This is a genomic window from Lignipirellula cremea, from assembly GCF_056501455.1.
Window position 1 is genome coordinate 2,119,349 of record NZ_CM151415.1, and the last position, 21,089, is coordinate 2,140,437.

15 protein-coding genes and 2 tRNA genes are annotated in these 21,089 nt (G+C 65.3%); 7 read left to right on the plus strand and 10 right to left on the minus strand.

The window, feature by feature from the left end:
• Positions 1-223: 223 nt before the first annotated feature.
• The 6 genes from cpaB to SH602x_RS08220 all read right to left on the minus strand — a co-directional run bounded on the left by cpaB (position 224) and on the right by SH602x_RS08220 (position 4,497).
• Positions 224-1,357 (minus strand): Flp pilus assembly protein CpaB, encoded by a 1,134-nt coding sequence (gene cpaB, locus SH602x_RS08195; protein ID WP_479476324.1) that lies wholly within the window; start codon positions 1,355-1,357, stop codon positions 224-226.
• Positions 1,358-1,510: 153 nt separating this feature from the next.
• A complete protein-coding gene (locus SH602x_RS08200) occupies positions 1,511-1,885 on the minus strand; it encodes a TadE/TadG family type IV pilus assembly protein (RefSeq protein ID WP_479476325.1) in 375 nt (124 codons plus the stop codon).
• Between the two features lie 176 nt (positions 1,886-2,061).
• Positions 2,062-2,649, minus strand: coding sequence for an A24 family peptidase (locus SH602x_RS08205; RefSeq protein WP_479476326.1), 588 nt, complete (start codon positions 2,647-2,649; stop codon positions 2,062-2,064).
• Positions 2,650-3,057: 408 nt separating this feature from the next.
• Positions 3,058-3,243, minus strand: coding sequence for a Flp family type IVb pilin (locus SH602x_RS08210; protein WP_479468928.1), 186 nt, complete (start codon positions 3,241-3,243; stop codon positions 3,058-3,060).
• 689 nt (positions 3,244-3,932) lie between these two features.
• Positions 3,933-4,016 (minus strand) — tRNA-Leu (locus SH602x_RS08215).
• A gap of 139 nt (positions 4,017-4,155) precedes the next feature.
• Positions 4,156-4,497 (minus strand): rhodanese-like domain-containing protein, encoded by a 342-nt coding sequence (locus SH602x_RS08220; protein ID WP_479476327.1) that lies wholly within the window; start codon positions 4,495-4,497, stop codon positions 4,156-4,158.
• Positions 4,498-4,637: 140 nt separating this feature from the next.
• Between SH602x_RS08220 and SH602x_RS08225 the strand changes: the two genes are divergently transcribed.
• A complete protein-coding gene (locus SH602x_RS08225) occupies positions 4,638-5,945 on the plus strand; it encodes a CCA tRNA nucleotidyltransferase (RefSeq protein WP_479476328.1) in 1,308 nt (435 codons plus the stop codon).
• A 79-nt stretch (positions 5,946-6,024) separates the two neighbouring features.
• The gene (locus SH602x_RS08230; RefSeq protein ID WP_479476329.1) at positions 6,025-6,618 is read left to right on the plus strand and encodes a hypothetical protein; all 594 of its coding nucleotides are present in this window, start codon (positions 6,025-6,027) and stop codon (positions 6,616-6,618) included.
• A gap of 95 nt (positions 6,619-6,713) precedes the next feature.
• On the opposite strand, the gene SH602x_RS08235 is transcribed toward SH602x_RS08230, so the two are convergent.
• The 3 genes from SH602x_RS08235 to SH602x_RS08245 all read right to left on the minus strand — a co-directional run bounded on the left by SH602x_RS08235 (position 6,714) and on the right by SH602x_RS08245 (position 11,343).
• Positions 6,714-6,784: transfer RNA gene (locus tag SH602x_RS08235), tRNA-Gly, on the minus strand.
• A gap of 246 nt (positions 6,785-7,030) precedes the next feature.
• On the minus strand, positions 7,031-8,986 hold the full coding sequence (locus tag SH602x_RS08240) for an RNA polymerase sigma factor (RefSeq protein WP_479476330.1): 1,956 nt from the start codon (positions 8,984-8,986) through the stop codon (positions 7,031-7,033).
• A 104-nt stretch (positions 8,987-9,090) separates the two neighbouring features.
• Positions 9,091-11,343: a hypothetical protein gene (locus SH602x_RS08245; protein WP_479476331.1), complete on the minus strand. Its 2,253-nt coding sequence runs from the start codon at positions 11,341-11,343 to the stop codon at positions 9,091-9,093.
• A 311-nt stretch (positions 11,344-11,654) separates the two neighbouring features.
• Between SH602x_RS08245 and SH602x_RS08250 the strand changes: the two genes are divergently transcribed.
• The 5 genes from SH602x_RS08250 to SH602x_RS08270 all read left to right on the plus strand — a co-directional run bounded on the left by SH602x_RS08250 (position 11,655) and on the right by SH602x_RS08270 (position 17,064).
• Entirely contained in the window at positions 11,655-12,980 is a 1,326-nt protein-coding gene (locus SH602x_RS08250) for a TadA family conjugal transfer-associated ATPase (RefSeq protein ID WP_479477102.1), read from the plus strand.
• A gap of 34 nt (positions 12,981-13,014) precedes the next feature.
• Positions 13,015-13,980 (plus strand): type II secretion system F family protein, encoded by a 966-nt coding sequence (locus SH602x_RS08255; RefSeq protein WP_479476332.1) that lies wholly within the window; start codon positions 13,015-13,017, stop codon positions 13,978-13,980.
• Positions 13,981-14,073: 93 nt separating this feature from the next.
• Positions 14,074-15,054 carry a type II secretion system F family protein gene (locus SH602x_RS08260; protein ID WP_479476333.1) on the plus strand — a complete coding sequence of 327 codons (981 nt, stop codon included), beginning with the start codon at positions 14,074-14,076 and terminating at the stop codon, positions 15,052-15,054.
• A gap of 526 nt (positions 15,055-15,580) precedes the next feature.
• Positions 15,581-16,150 carry a hypothetical protein gene (locus SH602x_RS08265; RefSeq protein ID WP_479476334.1) on the plus strand — a complete coding sequence of 190 codons (570 nt, stop codon included), beginning with the start codon at positions 15,581-15,583 and terminating at the stop codon, positions 16,148-16,150.
• 47 nt (positions 16,151-16,197) lie between these two features.
• On the plus strand, positions 16,198-17,064 hold the full coding sequence (locus SH602x_RS08270) for a tetratricopeptide repeat protein (protein WP_479476335.1): 867 nt from the start codon (positions 16,198-16,200) through the stop codon (positions 17,062-17,064).
• A gap of 241 nt (positions 17,065-17,305) precedes the next feature.
• On the opposite strand, the gene SH602x_RS08275 is transcribed toward SH602x_RS08270, so the two are convergent.
• The gene (locus SH602x_RS08275; protein ID WP_479476336.1) at positions 17,306-20,884 is read right to left on the minus strand and encodes a hypothetical protein; all 3,579 of its coding nucleotides are present in this window, start codon (positions 20,882-20,884) and stop codon (positions 17,306-17,308) included.
• Positions 20,885-21,089 lie beyond the last annotated feature (205 nt).

Consider the following 21,089-nt stretch of genomic DNA (forward strand, 5'->3'; position numbering starts at 1 on the left):
CTCCCGTCAGCGGCGAACCCGCCGAGTCGTCGCAGTTCCGCTGCCGTCGCCGTCATCCTGCGGCGAACGTCGTTCCGTCATGGATTGCGTTCCTGCGTATCGTTCGCTGTCTCAGTTTTCGGAGCGGAGCGCCCTCGATCTTCGGCGCTCCCTCGGCCGGCATCGCTACCGGCATGACCCTCAGGACCGATTCGGGATCGAACCGGACCATTCTTCGCATCGCTTACGATCGGTCGTCCGCCGAGAGAGCCGTCGATTCGACCCCCTCCGGCAGTTCGCCCTGCTTGCGCAGGTAGTCCAGAAGATTCGGATCCGACGCCAGTTCGCGATCCGAAACCGCCTTGGCCTCCGACGCTTCGGGCCCGGCAGGCGTTTGCACGGGAGAGACCGGCGAAACGCTGCCGTCGGCGCCGACGTTGCTCTTCCGCACCGCCGGCTTGTTCGGATCGCCGATTTCGTATTCGACCGGACCTTCCGGCGTCAGTTCGACCATGGTCCAGATCGGCTTCGCCGGTTCGGGTTCGACCGCCGCGAGCGAAGTTTCCGCCGGGGCATCCGGTCGCTTGTTCATTTCGTCCAGCCAGTTGCGGAACTGCTCGCCCGGCTCCGCGTTCTCGGCCTCGACGGAGGCTTCGCGAACTTCGGTCGAACGTTCCTGCTTGAGCCCCATCAGGGTCGACATGGCCGTGCCGTCCGACTTCGTAACGGTCGGATCGTCCGGACGACGCAGCGAGAGCGAGATGCTTCCCATCTCCGCCGCCAGGGTCAGGACTTCGCTCTGTTCGGGATTGCACAGCACGTCGACGAAGCGGGCGAGTTCTTCTTCCTTGTCGTCGACGGCCCGTTCGACCTTCGCGTTGACCGAGAAGACGCGGACGTCGGCGAGAATCGTCTTGACGACCGATTCGAAACCTTCGCGAGGCGGGACGTACAGCATCACGTCGACGCGGTCGCCCGGCTTGATCAGCTTGGACATGTGGCTCGCGTCGACCTGCAGCGGCATGACGCGATAGCCTTCCGGAATGACGAAGTTGTCGCCCCGGACGTTGGTGAGCTTTTTCTCCAGAATGAGCTCGCCCTGGTAGACCCAGGACCGTGCGTACTGGCCTTCCAGCTTCTTGATGTCCGTCACGGCGCCTTCGGGGATCTTGTCCTTGGGCCAGACGGCCAGCGTGACGTTGTTGGCGTCGAGCGGGTCGTTGATGTTGATATCCGCCGAGGCGACGTAGACCTCGGCCGTCTCCGGACCTGAGCCGCCGGCGTCGGCGCGCTGCGTCAGGACCTGGCTGACGCCGATCGACGCCACCAGCCCGCACCCGAGGGCCACCACGATCAGCATCATCGACTTGCCGCGCATGCCAGCGTTTCCTTCGATCGTTCGGTCCCTGCGGGAGGCGTCGCTGCGACGGCTCTCCGGGGAACGAAGGTTTCTCGTGTCGAAATCAGGTCGCGAACAGGCGACTCTGAAAACGTAGGTCGCGAAATGCGACCTGTTCCCGAAAACGGCGGCTCAGTTGACGCTTTCGCGCCGCATCGTCGTTTCGGCCTTGAGCTGCTGCGAACCGAGAAACCACTGTCCCGGCAGCCAACTAACGTCCTTGAACGGCATCTCCAATCGCACGGTGACGGGGTCGCCCGACTTCGCGGAACTGGGCGGGTTGGGGGTGACGACGACGGAGAGATTCGTCGTCGTCATCGCGCCGCCCTGCAGGTAGTCCTTCACCAGGGTCTGAATCTCGGTCGTCGTGGCGCCGTCGACGATCGCCCTGCGGGCTCCCTCGCGGGAGGCGTTGGTGATCACCTGCTGCACCATGACCATCCGCCCGTACTCGATCATTCCGAAGACGAGCATGATGAAAACGGGCGCGACGATCGCGAATTCCACGACGGACGCGCCGCGTCTCTGTCTTAATCGGTAAGGTCGTTCCATTTTCGCTGTCAAAATCTGCCGGTTGGGGGAGTTTTTCGAGAGCGAACGGCTCCGACGGCCGAAGCGCGGTTTCCTAAGTTGCCCTCATCGCCGTCACGCGCGACGAATGGCCATAGCTGGGGGGACGCGCACTAGCCGCCGAAGTAGAGCCCGGCCCAGGCGAAGTAGAGCAGCGTGCCGATGCACATCGGGATGCCGTACGGCAGGAGCATCATCCGCGGCTTCCGCTCGGCGGCGATCTCCGACAGCGTCTCGGCGTCGCGGATCGTGAAGATCTCGTTGAGGATCAACTGGAACTGCGCCGCGTGCTTCTTGAACGCCCCGCGGTACAGAACCATGGCGACCGCCATGATCGCTCCCACGATGACCGTCGCGCAGAACGCGTAGAACGTGTGCGTGCTTAGCGTCCAGGCGCCGATGCCGGCGAGGAGCTTCACGTCGCCGGCGCCCATGCCGCCGATCGCGTAGGCGGGCAGCAGCAGGGCCAGGCCGACCACGGTGCCGAGCATGCTCCAGCCCAGGCCGACGTACCACGGTTCGCCGGCGAGGGCGAACGATACGGCGGAAAAGGCCCAGCCGGCGACGATCATCGGGAACGTCAGCCAGTTCGGAACCTTGAGCTGGATCCCGTCGATCACCGCGGCCACGATCAGCACGACGGAGACGAACCAGATGTGCCAGGTATGGGCCAGCGTCTCGAGAGCGGATGCGAAGGTCATGGCTTGATATCGCTGCTTGGAAGTCGGCGTCGGAGTCCGATCCAGGGACGGGTCCGACAAGAACGGGTGATGGTTGAAACGCGTCGCTCGTCTACAGCCTCAGTCCGACCAGCGTCGTGCCGATCGCCGTCAATAACGTGAAGGCGAACAGCACGAGTTCGATCGTGCCGGCGAGACTCTCGACAGGGAGTACGGGCAACATGCTTCATCTCTCCTGACCGCGACGAAACCCGCAGACGGATTCCATGACGCGGAAACTGCACAAGCGTAGGACGCGTTTCGGACACGTGCCGGATCTTCTGACTCAGAACGGCGATCTCTGCCGCGAATCGCCGCTTCGCTCCACGAAAAAGGGCCTCCGGATCGCTCCGCAGGCCCTTTCGCGAACTTTACCCGAGCGATCGAGGATCAGCTCGTGGTCGTCTTCATGGCGTTGGCGACGCCGTTGAACGTGTTCGAGGCGTTGGTGCCGATCGCCTGGATCGCCGTGAGGCAGACGATGACGATCAGCGCCAGCATGACCGCGTACTCGACCGCGGTGGGGCCATCTTCCGACTTCAGGAACCGCTCGACCTTCGAAACGAACTTAACCATGACTCGTACCTCTTTTGTGCGGACAGCGAAGACACCGAATACGAAGCGACTCGGACTTTCGCGAACGGCGTTTCTCGACTGCTGCGCCGCGAACGTGCCAGGGCGACCGGCCTTACCCGGTACGACGGAAATCCGTCGGAACTCCTGAATCGTTCGAGTTGCAGCGGTCGTTGACGCCGCCGGTCCTCGCCTCGACTGCGAAAACCTAGGTCGCGAAATTCGCGATACCGAAGCGCGGTGCAAAATTCTTCGCGAAGGAATCGTCCCGGCCCGTCCGCCGGTTTCGACCCTTCGTGGTCGCAGTCTCAGGGGTCGCGAGAGACGTGCGAGCGAATCAGGCCCCGCCGTCGCCGGCGACGTATCGAAGAGTTCCGGCTTCCTTCCGGGCTCTGTCGGTCGCAGGTGACGATCGGCATCGAAAAGCTAGGTCGCGGGCGACCCCGGTCAAACTTCCGACGCCTTCGCCTGCTGATAAACCTTGAGCATTTTGCGGGCGGACCCGGCGCATCCCCTACGCGCGTTATGCGCGGAACGCTTCCGCCATTCTGGGGAGGCGAGATGAGGCAGCGATTCTCAAGCAGGGGTCCGCCAACGAAAAACGGCGGCTGTTTCCAGCCGCCGTTTCCGTCAGGTTTTCGTCCCGCGAGAACTTCTCGCAGCGTGGGCTGCGATTCGTCAGGCGGGACCAGTGCGGATGAGAGGAGTTGAACCTCCACGTCCTTTCGGACACAAGAACCTGAATCTTGCGCGTCTGCCGATTTCGCCACATCCGCGTAGGTCGGGAATTATTGCCGCTGACCCGCCTCGATGCAAGGCGGTTCCGACAGGTCGGCGGCATTCTCAGAGAGCATGCTCCACCCGGTCCGGTTCGCGCCGCTGGACGCTCCGAACCCCGTATTTCCCGCGGCCGTCTTAATAGCGGGGCACGGAGGGATCGATTTCGAGGGACCAGGCGTCGATTCCGCCCGCCAGATTCTGGGCCTGCGGATACCCGTTCGCCCGAAGCCAGTTCGCCACGCGAGCGCTCCGGCCGCCGTGATGGCACTGGACGACGATCGGGCGATTCTTATGCGGCTCGAGCTCGCCCGCCCGCTGCACCAGTTCGCCCATTGGAAGCAGCTGGGCGCCGGCGATCCGGGCCGTCTTCCACTCGTCCGGATTCCGACAGTCGAGCAGCAGCAGATCTTCCTTGGCGTCGAGCCGGGCTTTCAGCTCGGCCACCGAAACGTCGAACGGGGGAGATTCGTCGGTCATCGTCGGGTCGTTCCTCGCAACGGGATGGGGTCGGCATTTTACCCGCCCCTTCCGCGTCGCATACCGTCGCCGCTCCCGTTCGGGTACAGTCGGACGAGCCTTTCTAACGCTTAGATGAACCTGTCTCGCCTCCCTGCGTCATGTCCCGTATCGATCCGGAAGCCGCTCGCGAATTCGCTCGGGACGTCGCGCTTCGACTACAAGTTGCCGGGTACGAGGCGCTCTGGGCGGGGGGCTGCGTGCGGGACGATCTGCTGAAACGGACGCCGAAGGACTACGACGTCGCCACCAGCGCCCGTCCGGAAGAGGTCCAGCACGTCTTCCGCGACCGCAAGACGCTGGCCATGGGCGCCCAGTTCGGGGTGATCGCCGTCCTCGCCCCGCGCCGCGAGGCGGGCCAGGTCGAGGTCGCCACCTTTCGCAAGGACTTCGACTACCGCGACGGTCGCCGGCCCGACCGCGTCGCCTTTTCGACTTCGCGGGAAGATGCGCTCCGGCGGGACTTCACCATCAACGGCATGTTCATGGACCCGCGCGACGAGTCCGTGATCGACTACGTCGGCGGACGCGACGATCTGGAATCGGGACTCATCCGCGCGATCGGCGACCCGCACGCCCGGATCGAAGAAGACAAGCTCCGCATGCTCCGCGGCATCCGCTTCGCCGCGACGTACGAATTCGGCATCGAGAGCGCCACGTTCGAGGCCATCCAGCGCCACGCGACGCAGCTCGCCGTCGTCAGCGCCGAGCGTATCGCCGAGGAACTTCGCCGCATCGCGGCGCAGCCCGGTCGGGCGCGGGGAATCGAACTGCTGGCCGACTCGGGCCTCTTCAGCCAGATCATCCCCGCGATCGAGCCGGCGCTCCGAACCGAACCGATCCGGGCCGATTTGCGGGAAGGGCTCGACCGGATGGAGCAGCCTTCGTTCGGCCTGTTCCTCGCCTGGATCCTCCGGGCGGCTCATTCCGGAACGTGCGGCGCCTGGGATCCGCTCCGCCCGCCGTCGCCCGAAGAGGGAGAGCTATGCCAGCAAACCGCCCAGCGGCTGAAGCTTTCCCGGGAAGAACGGGACGAGGCGGCGTTTCTGCTCGCGTCGTCGCAGGCCGTGCATCTCGCCGCGACCCGTCGGTGGAGCGAGGTGCAGCGAATCCTCGTCGATCCCCGGCGGGAACGGTTGCTCGACTTCTGCCGGCTGGAACGTGACGTCGCGGGCGCTCCGCCGGAAGGAGTCGCCCGGTGCGAAGCCCGACTGGCCGAAGGCGAAACGGCCTGGAACCCGCCCCCCTTGCTCGACGGCGCCGATCTGAAGCGTCTGAAGATCGCGCAAGGTCCCGAGTTTCGCCGCGTGCTCGAGGCCGTGCGAGACGCGCAGCTCGACGGCCAGATCGCCAAACGCGAAGAAGCCGAACGGCTCGCCGCGACGATCGGTCGCCCTGCCGGGGACTAGGAGCGCCGCCTGTAGCAGTTACATTGCGTGACGCTTGGCCCAAGCTGCTGATGCCGACTCTTTAGAAGAACCGAAGCCCATGATCTGGCTCGAACTCGCCCTCCGCTGGCTGCATATCCTTTCCGCCTGCATCCTCGTCGGCGGATCCTTCTTCATGTACTTCGCCTGGTTCCCGGGCCTGGCCCAGGTGAGCGAAACGACCCGAAGCGAGACGCTCGCGAAGGTCCGCCGCGGCTGGGCGATGTGGGTCGGCATCGCCTCGGGGCTGATTCTGATCTCGGGCTTCTACAGCGTCGCGATGGCGTCGATCCGCTACGACGTCGGCCCCGTCTACAACGGCCTGGTCGCGCTCAAGATCCTGCTCGGCCTGGCGCTGATGTTCCTCGCCAGCGTGCTCTCCGGACGGAGCGCTTCCGCCGAACGGTATCAGGCGAAGGGCAAGCTCTGGTCGGGCGTCGCCGTGCTGCTCTCGGTCGCGCTCGTCGTCGCCGGCGGCGCCATGCGGTTCCAGGATAAGGAATCGCGACCCAAGAACCGCGGCGGGGCGACGCAGGTCGACGAGCCCGGCCCCGAACTGAATATCGACATGGGCATCGAAGGCGAGAGCGACGAACCCGCTCCCTTCGATCCCGGCGCCGAAGCGATCGAAACCCCGACGCCGTCGGAAGGCTGACGCGAGTCGAACAGCGAATCCCCGGTTACGAAACGAGGCGTCACCCGCGAAGGGCGACGCCTCGTTTCGTAACCGGAGACCTGACTGCATCCGAAAGCGGGCGAAGGGAATCGAACCCTCGTCATCGGCTTGGGAAGCCGACGCTCTACCATTGAGCTACGCCCGCGACAGACGCCCGGCGGAAACCGCCGAGCCCTCGTAAAGCTACCGCCCGGTTTTCCGATTGGCAAGAGAGCGCCCGGCGCGAAGCGGTTCGCGCCTTCGCAGCCCTGGAACGGAGCCGCACGATGGCGAGGGGCGTCCGCCGAGCGCCCTTCCCGGGCATGCCTGCTGGGCTGAGCGTCGGTCGTCGCGGGGCCCTAGACGAGATCACGCTCCCGGCTCAAGCGTCCGGGAGCGAGGATCGGCGGGCTTACTGGAATCCGCCGGCGCCGAAACGTCCGCCGCCGCTGCGAAGCGGGCCTGCTCCTCCGGCGGGAACGGCCGGGCTGCCTGCTCCCTCCGCAGTCGTCTGGGGCTCCGCAGCGCCGCTTCCTTCGGCGCCGTCGGAAGAGCCATCCACCGCTTCGCCTGAACCTTCGGCGCCTGGGCCTGATCCGAATCCTTCGACTCCGGATCCCAGACTTCCTCCGCCCAGGGAAGCTTCGGGGTCGCGTGCCGTGCCGAAGACGCCTCGCATGGGTTGAGCAGGATCGGCGTAGGGAGAGCCGCCGCCGTACAAGCCTTCTCCCATTCCGGGCGGCATTCCGGGCATCCCCATACCCATCATTCCCGGGCCGGGATCTTCGGCGGGCTCGTACTTCGAGAGCAGGCGACCGTACTGGGCGAGGAAGTCCTCGACCTGGTCGAGCGTCCTTTGGTCGTTCGTCACGATCAGCACGCCTGGAAGCAGCGAGACGCTCCCGCCCGTTCCGGCGTACACGGCCCAGGAGTCGGGCCCGACGTGACCGATGATGGCGTTGACCAGGGCGTTGCCGTCGGCGCTTCGCAGCAGCGGGTGATCGGCGACGGCGTACATGCGAGTCTCCATCATCTCGCGTGCCCGGCTCTTCGTCGTAATCAGGAGGAAACGCTCCTTCGCGACATAGGCGAGGTTCCTCGCCGGCAGGATCGCGTCCAGCGCATCGGCCAGCGTCATCGACTCCGATTCCAGGGTCACCAGGTCGTCCGTCCCGACGTACTCCTCCTCCAGCGCCAGGCGATCGATCTGAATTTCCAGGCCGACCTGTTCCGCGAGCGCCCCGACGGCATCCGTGACCTGGACGTCTTGGAAATTGGCGACCGCCAAATGGGACAGCAGTTCCTTCGTCTTCGGCGGTTCCGACAGCGGCGAGAAGAACTTCGACTCGTCCGGTCGTTCGGCGGGCTGCTCTCCCGCCAGGCGAACGGTGACGACGGGCCCGGCATCAGGCCTCCCTTCGTCGAAGGATCCGCCGAAACCGCCGCCTCCCATGCCCCCGTATTGCGCCTGGGCGACGCCGGGCCCGACGGAGGCTCCCCAGAAGATGCCGATCAGCCCGCAACCTGCGAGGGCGGCGCCCCCTGCGAGGAGAACGCCTTTACCCCAACTAACTGCCATCATGCTCGCTTCCTCCGCGAAAAGCCCCTGCGCGTCAGACGAGATCGACGACGCGCTCGCGTCGCCGTCGAATCGATCGAAAAGAGTCGCCGTCCCGGCGCCTGCTTCGGCAGTCGCGACGGCGGCCTGTGCCTTCTGCCAACACGCTCCCAGATAGATCAGCGCCGAAGCGAGACCCACGCCCCGGGCCAGCAGTCGCGTCCGCAGTCGTTGCCTCGCCCGCTTGAGACGACCGTCGACGGCCGAGGCCGAAATCCCCAGCGACTGACCGATCTCCTGATGCGACAGACCCATCAGGTAATGCATCGCGAGCGGCAGGCGATCCCGCGTCGGCAGCGCCTGCATCTCTGCGTCGAGAACTTCGCTCAGGTGTTTACGGTCGATCTGAACCCAGACTTCCTGCATGTCCGCCGGCGGATCGAAGACAGCCTCGGTCCGTTCGAGTTTGCGTTTCCGACGAAGCCGCGTCGCGATGCGATACGAAACGCCGTACAGCCAGCAGGCGACGCTGCTCCGTTTGCGGATCGTCCGCGCTCGCAGAAAGAGCGTCAGAAACGTCGCCTGGTAAACGTCCTCCCGATCTTCGGCGCCGGCTAGCGCCCGGGCGCAGACGCCGCGGACGAGGGCTCCGTATCGTCGCTCCAGTTCTTCGAACGCCTGCTCGTCCCGCGAACGCACGAAGCGCCGGATCAATCCCGCGTCGGTGTCCGCACGGGAGCGCTTCCACGCTTCGACGTCATATTCGGCGACTGAGGTCGTCCCTCCGTCGCGTTCCAGCAGATCGCTCATCGGAGGAGTAGTGCCGCGCCCCCCGTCCGTCGGGCGCGGAAAGTCAGGAAAAGAAGAGAAAAGGAGAAGACCGGAACCGAGAGAGGGCGTCTCTCGCCTTGGTTCTATCTTCCGCCCGCCGCGGACGGGGCGAAAGGATCAGGAGCGGAATCTCCGAATGGGTCGGCAAGCGGCTTCCCGAACGGATCGCCGCCTGACGGCTCGGCGAACGGATCCATCCCGGGACGAATCGGATAAGGATTCCGGTCGGGCGGCGGAGCAGCAACGACCCGCCGCGGCGGCAACCGAAACTTCAAGGGCGGCTTCGACGGCGCCGGTCGCTCCGGCGAATATTCCGCGGGCGCGAGACCGTATGTTCGCAGGCGTTCTTCCGCCCATTCCAGCGCATGACGATCACCCGTGACGATCAACGTTCCTGGCAGGAGGTCAAGCAGGATCCCGTCGTTGCGAGTTTCGTCGTCGCCGACATGGTCGCGGATGGCGCCTACGAGAGTTTGTAACTCCTTGCCTCGCAGTCGCGGATGATCGTGGATCGCGTAAAGCCGAGTCTCGATTTCCTGATCCGCGGCGTCCTGCGAAGTGATCATCACGTAGTGGTCCGTCGCGACGAAGGCGAGCTCGAGACCGGCCAGCATCTGCGTCAGCGCCGCGGCGTAGGTCATGCCGCTGGCCTGGAACGTCACCTCGACGTCGGTGGTCAACGCCACCTCTTCGAATCCCGACTCGTCCAACTCGAACGCGATCCCGAGCTTGCGTTCCAGATCCGCGAAGAACGAGTCGAGCGGAACCTCCCGCACATCGATCGTCGCCGGCTGCTCCAGCGCGCGAAGCGTCCTCGGGCGGCGCCAGAGCGGGCGAAAGCAAACGTCGCCGCCAGTCCCGCGAGCGGACCGCGCTCCCTGTACTTCGCCGGGAGGCGAAGCGTTCCGATCGACGGCGTCGTACTCCGCGAGCAAGCGTCCGTACTGTTTCACGTAGGATTCCGCATGCTCCAGCATCGCATCGTCGGCGGACAGGATCAGCTTCCCCTGGCGTACGCCGATGCCGTATTCCTCGGGATACTCCATGCCTTCATGAGCGATCTGACGTCGTAGCGATTCGAGAAAGGCCCTTCCCCCGTCTTGCGCCAGAAGCGGATGGCCGGCGACGTCATATGTTCGCGTCGCCACCTGGTAGCGTTCGTCGTCGACCGACGTAACGACGACGTAGTCGTCGCGGGGCACGAGTTTCAGATCGAAATCCCGAAGCATGAGCGATAGAGCCGCTTCGTGACTGAGCCCTTTCGCGCGGAAGGAGACCGGATCGTCCGGCTCGATCAGAGACGCCCGCAGGCCGACGGCGTCGAGTCGAAAGGGAATGCCGAGAATTCGCTCGCGACCGATGAAGAACTGGTCGAGCGGCAGATCCTCGATCTCGAAGTCTGCCGGCTTCGCGAGAGTGAGCGCCGCCTTCGTGCGATCATGCGCCGCATGAAAATATCGCGACGCATCGCGCGCGATCGGCGCGCGGCGGACGGCGACGATCGGGGAGGGACGCTCTATCGGCGAACCGGCGCTTGAAGCAGGAGCGGGCGCCGCGTCGTACTCCGCCAGCAATCGGGCGTACTGCCGCAGGAATTGCTCCGCCCACGCGACCGCATCGCGTTCCCCCGAGATCGCGATCGCTCCCGGAGGCAGGTCGACCTTCAGGCTGTACCACCACCCGCCCCAGCGATCGCGGGTCGCGTGCTGTCGAATAATCGCGGCCAGCGATGCAGCGCCGGCGTCCTGAAGCAGCGGATGATCGGCGAGCGCGAACAGACGCGCCCGCGGGACCAGGTCGGCCGAGTCGCGCGATGTGACCAGGACGTATTCGTCATGCACGACATAGGCGAGGTAGAGGTCGCGCATGATCAAGTCCAGCGTGATGTGCAACGGCATCCCTGCCGAGCGGCAGGTGATCTCCGCGTCGGAGGTGATCGCCGCCTCTTCGAGTCCCGTCTCATCGAGGAAGAAGGGAATGCCCGTCGTCGCTTCGAGGCCGGCGAAGAACTGCTCCATCGGCATATCGACGACGTCGAACTCGACCACCTGTTCCAGCGCGACCTGCGTCTTCGGCGGCTGATAGAGCGGGCGAAAGTAGCCGCCATCCTCCACGTTCCTCGGAATGGGCGCCGGGCGGACGGTCCGGAACGAGGATCGATCCGCCGCCGAATCCCCCGCCGCAGCGTCGATCGACGGAGGAACGGAATAAGCGTCCGGATTAAAGCCCGGAGGGAACTGCGCGATGGCGGTCCGCAGGCAAAAGCCGGCGGGCGAGCAGACTCCGCCGAGGAATGCGCCTAGCGCAGCGGTCAGCGACGCCGCTAAACGCGGCATGCTTCGTCGAATCGTCAAGATTCCGATTCCTGCATCATGCGCCCCGCTCCGCATTGTCGCTGCGTTCGGAACGAGCGGCAAGTTTTTGTCAGCCTGTCGAGAGCGCGCACGGGGCCGTGACGTATGGTTGCCCAGAAGCGTCGTTCTAGCTTCGCCGCGTTGCATAACCGCTTCGTTCTCCGCGAAACGGCGAGCCGACGCACGAATCTTCGAGCGAACGCAGGCAGGCGATCGCTTAGCGATCCAGGAAGTTACGGGCGCCGAAGAAGGCGCCGGTCGATCATCGAAGAAGGACAGGCATCGTGGCAGGCATTCGAGGATCAGCGCCGGGTCAACGCAGCGCCGAAGCGGTCAAGGCCGACGAATTCGACAAGCTCAAGCGGAAGATTCACGGCAAACTCGTCGACAAGCTCGACCTGACCCGGGTCAGCGAGCTCGAAGGGGACGTCCTCCGCCGCGAGATCCGCCTGGTCGTCGAGCATCTGTGCGATACCGAGGAGACGTTCCTCAACCGCAACGAGCGCGAACGCCTGATCGAAGAGGTGCTGGACGAGACCTTCGGACTCGGTCCCCTCGAACTGATCCTCAAGGACGCCTCGATCAGCGACATCCTGATCAACGGTCCCAAGAACATCTATGTCGAACGTCGCGGCAAGATGGAGAAGTGCCCGGTCGAGTTCCGGGACAACGCCCACCTGCTGCAGATCATCGACCGGATCGTGAGCCGGGTCGGTCGTCGCGTCGACGAACTGAACCCGATGGTCGACGCCCGTCTGCCGGACGGTTCCCGCGTCAACGCGATCATTCCGCCTTTGGCGCTCGACGGCGCCGCGGTTTCGATTCGTCGCTTCGGTTCGAATCCGCTGCGGCTGGAAGACCTGCTGAACTACAAGGCCTTCACGCCGGAAATGGTGATGCTCCTCGAAGGAGCGATGAAGGCGCGCCTGAACATCGTCATCTCGGGCGGTACGGGCTCCGGCAAGACGACGCTGCTCAACACGTTGTCGAGCTTCATCCCGAACACGGACCGCATCGTCACGATCGAAGACGCCGCCGAAATTCAGTTGCAGCAGGACCACATCGTCCGGCTGGAGACGCGGCCGCCGAATCTCGACGGCAAGGGCGCCATCACCGCGACGGACCTGGTTCGCAACGCGCTGCGTATGCGTCCCGAACGAATCATCATCGGCGAGTGCCGCGGACCGGAAACGCTGGACATGCTCCAGGCGATGAACACGGGTCACGACGGATCGATGACCACGCTCCACGCGAACGCCCCGCGCGACGCGCTGGCTCGTATGGAGACCATGATCATGATGTCGGGCTTCGAATTGCCCATCAAGGCGATGCGTCAGCAGATCGCCAGCGCGGTCAACCTGGTCGTGCAGGTGAACCGTCTGCAGGGGGGTATTCGCCGGGTCACGCACATCACCGAGGTCGTCGGTATGGAGCAGGACACGGTCGTCATGCAGGACATCTTCCGCTATGAGCAGCGGGGCGTCGACGAGACGGGCCGTACGCTCGGAGAGTTCGTCTCGACCGGCGTTCGCCCCAAGTGCATGGAGCGTCTCGAAGCGTGCGGCGTGCGGCTCCCTGCCAGCGCCTTCCGTCAACGCGTGATGATGGTCGATCGTTAAGCCCGCTCGACCGCTCGATAGATAGGGATTCGTCATGTTCGTCATCCTGATCGCCGCTGCGTCGTTCATCGGCGTCGCCTGCCTCGTCGCGGGCGTCTGGTCGATGTTCGGCAGTTCGCAGACCACCGCCGCGGAGGCGCGCCTCGAGGCGTTCGCCACAGGCCGCGACGCCTCCGCCGTGGCGAACGGTCCGTCGAGCAAAGGCCTGCTCACTTCGCCGTTGGAAGACGCCACCGGCCTGCTCGAACGCTTCGCGAAGAAGTTCAATCTCCGGAAGTTTCTCGACCAGGCCGACATGCGGATCGCGCCGGCGAAGCTCCTGCTGATCATCGGCGGGCTCGGCTTCGGCGGAGCGCTGCTGTGGGCGACCGTCGCTCCGATGAAGTTCCTCGCGCCGCTGGTCGGCATCGCGCTGGCGATCATCCCGATCTTCTTCGTCTTCTTCAAGCGCAAGCGCCGGCTGAACAAGTTCACCAAGCAGCTTCCCGACGCCCTCGACCTTATCGGACGCGCCTTGCGTGCCGGTCACGCCCTGGGGAGCGGCATGAAAATGGTCGCCGACGAATCGCCCGATCCGATCTGCACCGAATTCAAGCGCTGCTTCGACGAGCAGAACTTCGGCGTGCCGCTGGAAGAGTCGCTGCAGAGCCTGTGCGATCGCATTCCGACGCTGGACGTCCGGTTCTTCGTCACCGCGGTCATCCTGCAACGTCAGACCGGCGGCGACCTGGCCGAGATCCTCGACAAGATCGGACACCTCGTCCGCGAGCGATTCAAGATCTGGGGCGCCATCCAGGCGCTGACCGGCGAAGGGCGACTCTCGGGCATCGTGCTGCTCGCGCTGCCGCCCGTGCTGTTCGTCGTGATGTGGCGGCTGAACCCCGGCTACGTGATGGTGCTGTTCGACGACCCCTTAGGCAACAAGATGCTCGCCGTGGGCCTCGTGATGCAGCTTCTGGGCGCGATCGTCATCAAGAAGATCATCGATATCAAGGTCTGATTCGCGACGAAGCTGGCGAGCGGAGGGCGTCAGCCCACCGTCTCCTGAAACGAACGAAACCGACGCCGATCGGCGACACGAACGGGTAACGAAATGGGTCAATACTTCGACTGGTCGATCGTGCTGCCTGTCGCAGTCTTCCTCGCCTTCGCCGCCGGCGTCTGGGCGCTGATGGAGATGCTGTCGGGCCCGAAGAAGGGTCGTTCGACCGAAGAGCGGCTCGACGACTATCGCGAACCCAAGCGTCGCCAGAAGCGCGCCGACGAGAAGGGCTTTACGACCGGGATGGCCGTCCAGAAGATGCTGGAAAAGGCCGAACCGCTCACCAAGTCGCTCTCCCCCAAGAACGATTCGGACAAGAGCAAGCTCAAGCTGAAGCTCTCCTACGCGGGCCTGCGCGGCGACGGAGCAGCCTCGGCGTTCGTGGCGCTCAAGGGCATCGGCCTGGTCTGCGGCCTGTTCTTCAGCGGCGGCTTCGCCCTGTTCAGCGGCAACTTCAGCCAGACGACGCTGATCGTCGTCGGCGCCGTGATGGGCGGATGCTTCTTCGCGCCCGATATCGTCGTCTGGTTTCTCGGGCGCAAGCGAAAAGAATCGATCTTCCTCGGTCTGCCCGACGTGCTCGACCTGCTGGTCGTCTGCGTCGAGGCCGGACAGGGACTCGATCAGGCGATGCGGAAAGTCGCCGAGGAAATGGCGTCGTCCTACCCGATCCTGTCGTACGAGTTCGGCATGTGCAACATGCACCTGCAAGTCGGCAAGAGCCGCAGCGAAGCGATGCACGACCTCGGCGAACGCAACGGCGTCGAAGACCTCCGGACGCTCTCCTCGATCGTTATCCAGGCCGACAAGTTCGGTTCCAGCATCGCTCAGGCCCTCCGCGTGCAGAGCGAGGCCATGCGTACCCGCCGGAAGCAGTTGGCCGAAGAAAAGGCCGCCAAGACCGCGGTGAAGCTGATCTTCCCGCTGGTCATCTTCATCTTCCCGGGCATCTTCGTCGTGCTCGTCGGCCCTGCCGCGATCACGATGGTCCGCGAGATGTTCCCGATGATGCAGGCCTCGAACGGCCAGTAGTCGCCGAGCGTCCCGTTCGAAAGATCGGCTATCTCGCACGGCGAGCGGAGGGTGTGAGCCCTCCGTGGAATCCATGGCCGCGTCTGACAGCAGAGACACGGAGGGCTCACACCCTCCGCTCGCCTCGGAAGAATCGCTGCACTTCGCCCGAGCGATACGACCTGCGAAAGCGGAGAAACCAGGCAAACTCTGCCGCGAACGGAATCGAAACTTTTGCTTGCGGATTCTTCGACCGCCGCGGCCGATAACCAGAGAGAACGGCTTCGTACGGAACGAGCCGGCGGCTGAGTGGTCGCGTGTGCCACGGCTGGCTTGTCCAGCCGTGCTGGCGCCGAGACCGACGGTACATGCGAACCGAGGAGAATCGACGCTCGCTTGAGAGACGCATGTCTTCTTCCGCCACGGCACGGCTGGGTAAGCCAGCCGTGGCACACGGGTCGAAGCGAACGTCCTGGCGAAACGTGGATTCGCAATCTATTCCCCCCGCGGACGGATCGTCCGCCTCCTGCGACGGATCGATACGCAGATGAAGAGACGATTCTTCGCCGCCGCGATGGCCCTCTCGACCCTGTCGGCCGCAGGCGCCGTTCGCGCGGACTGGCACTCGTTCTGGCATCGGGTCGAACTCGACATCCATCGCAACAACTCCTGGCCGGAGCCCTTCCCCGCTCCCGATCGTGCCGCGACGCGTGCGCCGTTCGGGCTGATGGCGGCGAAGGGGTGGCAGCTCAACTGCACGCTCAGCGACCACGATTTCGACCCGGAAACGAACGTCGTCAATCGCACCGGCGCGGCGAAGATCCAGACCGTGCTGCGAAATACGTCGCACGATCGCCGGGCGGTCTACGTCCTGGTCGGCAGGGATAAGGAAGCGACCTCCGCCCGAGTCGACTCGGTCCAGCGCGAAATCGCAGGCAAAATCCTCGACGGACCGATGCCGCCCGTGCTGATCACGGATCTGCGTCCGGAGACGACGCCGGCCGAAGACGTCGCCGGCGTGATGGAGCGCTACCAGGCGAATCAGCGTCCGCCCGTGCTGCCTGCCGCTTCCGGCGGACAAGGTGCACAGGGCGGCGGAACCGGCGGAACGCCGTAGTTCCGGCTTGATCAGAGACATCGCCCGACGCTCATGGAGGAGCGAGCATGAAACGACTCTTCCTTGTCGTAACGAGTTTCAGCCTGATCGGCGCCGCCGCGGGCTGCGCGGGGAGCGGAGCGCAGTCGTCCGGCCTCGATTCGGCCGCCGCGTTCGAGGCTCCTTCGGGCGGCCTGGGACAGCGGGCGACCGCAGGAAGCCAACCGTCAGGCTTCACCGGCTGGCTCTCTTCGACGGGCGAAGCGATCTCCGACGCGCTGACGATCGACGAAACCGTGCTTCCGGCGGAAGACGGCGTCGACCTCAACAGCAAAGCGAAGATCACGCCGGAGTTGCACTTCGCCCAGGCGAAGATCCTGGAACGCAAAGGCGAACTCGGCGCCGCGGTCGCGCAGTACGAAACGGCTCTGAAGCTCGACCCGAAGCACGTTCCGTCCAAGCTGGCGCTCGCCCGGGCGCTCGATCGCCAGGGACATACAGCGGATGCGGAGCGGCTCTACCGCGAGGCGGCGACTGACGAGCCGCAGAACCCCGTCCCGTTCAACGACCTTGGCCTGTTCCTTGCGAGCGCCAGCCGACTGGACGAGGCGCGCGACGCGCTGGAGACCGCGGTTCGGCTCGAACCGAAGAGTCCGCTCTATCGCAACAATCTGGCCGCCGTGCATGTCGAAGCGGCCGAGCCGATCAAGGCTGCGGAAACGCTGGAGCCCGTCTTCGGCAAGGCGGTCGCCAGTTACAACGTCGCCTACCTGCTGAAGGAGCGGAACCAGATCGGTCCCGCCCGCGAGTGGTCGCTGCATGCGACGAAGCTCGACCCGACGATGGCGCCCGCTCACGCATTAGCCGCCGAAACCGACCGCCTGCTCCGCGTCGCCGCGGGACCGGGTCCGGCAGGCGTGGCGCCGCAGCGGTAGCAGTTAAGCGGGCCGACTCTTCGACGGGACCTCACCTCCCGCTCTTCTCGGGCGGCGCTGGCTCTGCCAGTGCGAAGCGGGAAAGAGTGGTCCTCGAAGGAGAGCTGTTCGAGTGGGCGACACTGGCAGAGCCGAGCCAGTTGTCGTAGGGTGGGTCATTGACCCACCTTCTCCTGCCGATCGTGGCCGCTCGACGGTGGGTCAATGACCCACCCTACCGGAATCTGAATCGATCGGTCCCTCAAGGATTCGGATTCGGCCTCGGACCGAAGAGACCCGGAATCGCGGACTCCAGCCTGTCGAGTCCCTTGTTCAACTGCTTGTCGAGTTGACCCTGGAGCGCGCCCTGCGCCGCGCTGCCGAGAAGCTGGGTCGCGCTGGCGCTCAGCGCGCCGGAGTCGATCTGCGGCTGCGAGACGCTTCCGCGAACGGGGATCTTGAGCGTCTGACCGCGGAGGACGGCCAGGCTCGGATCGCGGGCGATCCATTCGTCGCGAATCGGCGCCTCGACGACCAGTTGCAGCGACTGGTCGATCCCGACCGAGCCCTGCGTCGACAGGTCGACGTCGCCGACTCGGAACTGCATCCGTTCGTGGTAGATCCGCCCCGCGTGCATTTGCAGGTTGACCGCCTGCTCGGGCAGCGTGACCCAGACCTGACCGACCGGCTGCGCGGCGTTGAAGGGCTGCTTCTTGACGAGCGCCTCGACCTGACGGGCGATCGAGACGAGTTGCCGGCCGAGCGGCCCGGGTCCGATCGTCGCCTGATGGATCTGCATCACGCCGACCGATTCGGTCGACGTCGGATCGGCCAGCGGAATGGACGTCTCCTGGATCGCGACGGAGAACTTCCCTTCCGCCTCGGTCGCATCCGCCAGCAGCGGCGCGGCGTACTTCATCCAGCCCCGGCACATCTCGGGCGAGATCGTGACCTGCTCCAGAATCGTTCCCCGCTCGATGACGAGTGCAGGCCGTTCGGCGTTGAGATCGATCCGCGGGAAAGCTCGCAGACGGCCCTCGTTGACCGGAATATCCAGTCCTTCGGCGGAGACGATCCCTTGACGCAGCGTGAGCTTCGCCATGCCGGCGCCGGTCTGGAATCCGAACAGACGCAGGCCGGTCCAGTCGACGCTCGACTCGCCGCCGAGATCGAGCGGAACCACGCCGCCGCGCCCGCCGGGAATCGTGCTGCCGACGAACGTGCGGTTCCGCAACGGCCCCTTGAGCGTGAACGGCTTGGCCGATCCGCCCGTGATGGCGAAGTCGCTGGAGACGAAGGGCCGCAAGCGCTCGCTGAGCAGCGGCAGATTCAGTTCGGTCTGACCGTTCAAATCGAGCAGCAGGCGCTGGGAAACCTCATCCGCCTTGCCGCTGACGGTAAACGCGACGGTCTCCGTCGTGACGAAGCAGGAGCCGATGGCGAGCGAGTCGGTCTTGGGGTTCCAGATCGCCTCGCCCTTCAGCTTGGCGGTCGGCTCGCTCCAGATCGGTTCCCACGCTTCGCCGGCCGAGGCGGGCGTCAGCGTTCCGGTCAACGGCGAGCGACTGCGCGTCGCCCAGGCGAACTGCTCCGCGTCCCCCGCCCAGACGAACTTTGTCCCCTCGGGACCCGCATCGACGTCCAGATTCCCGGCCGCCATACCGAACAGGCGAGAATTCGCCGGCTGCTGCGGGTCGTCGAGCCAGCTTGAAATCCGCGACAGGTCTCCCCGCCAGGCCAGTTCGCCTTGGATGCCGGCCTCGGGTCCCGACATCTGCACGGCGATCTTTTGGCCGCGGAAGGCGAGCGACGACGACGCGAGTGTCGCGTTCTCTACGACCAGCTTGCCCGTCGCCGGCGAGTAATCGCCGATCAACTCGGCCTGGATCTGCGGCTCGGCGACGTTTAGACCTTCGCCGCGAATGGCGAGGTTCGTGACCGTCGTTTTGCTCTGCGACAGGGCGATCTTTTCGCGGCCGAACTCGCCGGCGAAGGTCGACGTCGCGTCCCCTTCGATCGCGTAGGCGAAGCTCGGAAGAAAGGCCTGAAGCCTGGGGACCCACGACGCGAGCGATCCGTCCAGCGTTCCCTTGACCGGAAAAGCCCCGGTAGTCATCGGTCGATCGACGGGATTCGCCAGCGTCAGAACCATCGAATCGTCGCCGGCCGTGACCTCCAGGCTTCCGCCCGCGAGGGTCGTCAGGCCGCTCGCGTCGCCCGTGCCGTTGGCGTCGGCGGAGACTTCCAGCTTCGATTCTTTCCAGGAATGAATGCCCGGCGCGGCGAACTCGAAGTTCTCGATCAGGCTGTCGGCGTTCGCCGCGAAGCGACCGTCCGAGCCGAGGTTCCAGGCGCCGCCCGCCTTCAGCGTTCCGGCCAGGCGAATGTCCTTCAGATCGGCGAGTTGCGTCAGCCGTTCGCGAAGCTTGTCGAGGTTGCCCGTCGCGTCGAACTCGCCGTTCGACCACATGCCCCGTCCGCGGATCGTCAGGAAGTCGCTGTCGACGCGGACCTCTTCGACGGCGATCTGACCCTGCTCGGCGCCGAACAGGGCGGTCGCCTTGACCGGGGCGTCCCACGTGACGACCTTGCCGTCCGTGACGGAGGTCCATTTATCCGCGTTCGCGGTGAACTGCCAGCGCTTGGCGTCGCCGACGATGCGATTCTCCAGGCTGAAGGTCGCCTTGCCTGAGGCGATCGTTCCGTTCGCTTCCAGTCCCAGCGACTTCGGCAGCGCGCGGACGATCTTCGCCAGGTCGATCTCGCCCGACACCCGGACGTCGTCTTCCTGCAGCGCTGAGAGCAGATTCGACGAGCTGAGACTCGCCAGCCGGGTGGTTCCCACGGCCTCGGCGACGACAAGATCCGATTCGACGGAAAGCTCGCGGAATTCGACCCGGTCGCCTTCGACCAGCACGCGCCCCCTGGCCGACAGGTCGGTCAGGTCGATCGGTTCGCTCACGACGAGACCCGTGGTGACGATGCTGGCCTGCCCCGTCCGCAGTTCGCGGATATCCAGGTCCTGGCGCTGCCCCCCCTTTTCCCAGGCGTACCGTACGTCAGCCGTCAGTTCGCCGGCGGGACGCAGATTGATCTCCAGTCGGCGCAGAATGGGTTGAGCCAGTTCCAGCGGCGCCTTCTCGCACCGCAGGGCGGCTTGTCCTTCGCCCAGGCTTTCGCCCGCGCGATCCCGCTGCCAGAGGAACTCGCCTTCGACGATGCCCGCGGGCTTGCCGCCGACGAAGCCGCTCCCCTGCACGACGTTCGCGGCGAACTTCGCGGCCAGCGGTTCCGTCGCGTCGCCGGACAGCGAGGCGTCGAGCTTCACGCCGTCGAGTCGATACTCGGCGCCCGTCTCCTGCTCGACGACGTAGAGCTTGCCTTCGACGACCTGGATCCGCAGGTTCGGCCCCGGTTCGGCGCCGCTTTCCATCGCGGCGAGCACGTCTTCCAGGTTGCTGCCGTCCTTGCGGAGGGACAGAAACAGTTCGGGGTTCGTGAACGTGACGCTGCCGACGTCGGTCGAATTCCACGCGAGCGTCCAGAGCCAGCGTTCGGTCGCGATTTCGTCCGCGGCGAAGAGCAGAGCGCCCTTCTCGTCGAGCGCCTTGACGTTCTTCAGCGAGACCGGGCCGAACCAGTTGAACGAGACCGCCGTCGTCTCGATCGTTCCGGGGAAGTCGGCGAAGACGTAGTTGACCGCCGTATTCCGCCAGGAAGTGCCTGCGACGATGAACGGAGCGGCCGCGAACAGAGCGGTCGCGATCATCGTCGCGCCGACGCCCCAGCCGAAGTACTTCGATCCGGCGCTACGCCGGGCCCTGCCTGTCCCTTCGCGCATCGGTCGCCTCCCTGCCCGTTTCGCTTCTTTCAGATGCGCGCTCCCTGCGCGCAGCCTCTCCCGCGAAAATCCTAGACAATCAGGGGAGCTTTCTCCCAGAGGGAAAACGCGGCGACGCTTGCCCAATCTTCGTAGGGTGGGTCATTGACCCACCTTTCTCGGCGGTCGATTCTCCCGAGCGGCAGGCGCCGACCGTATTTCGCCG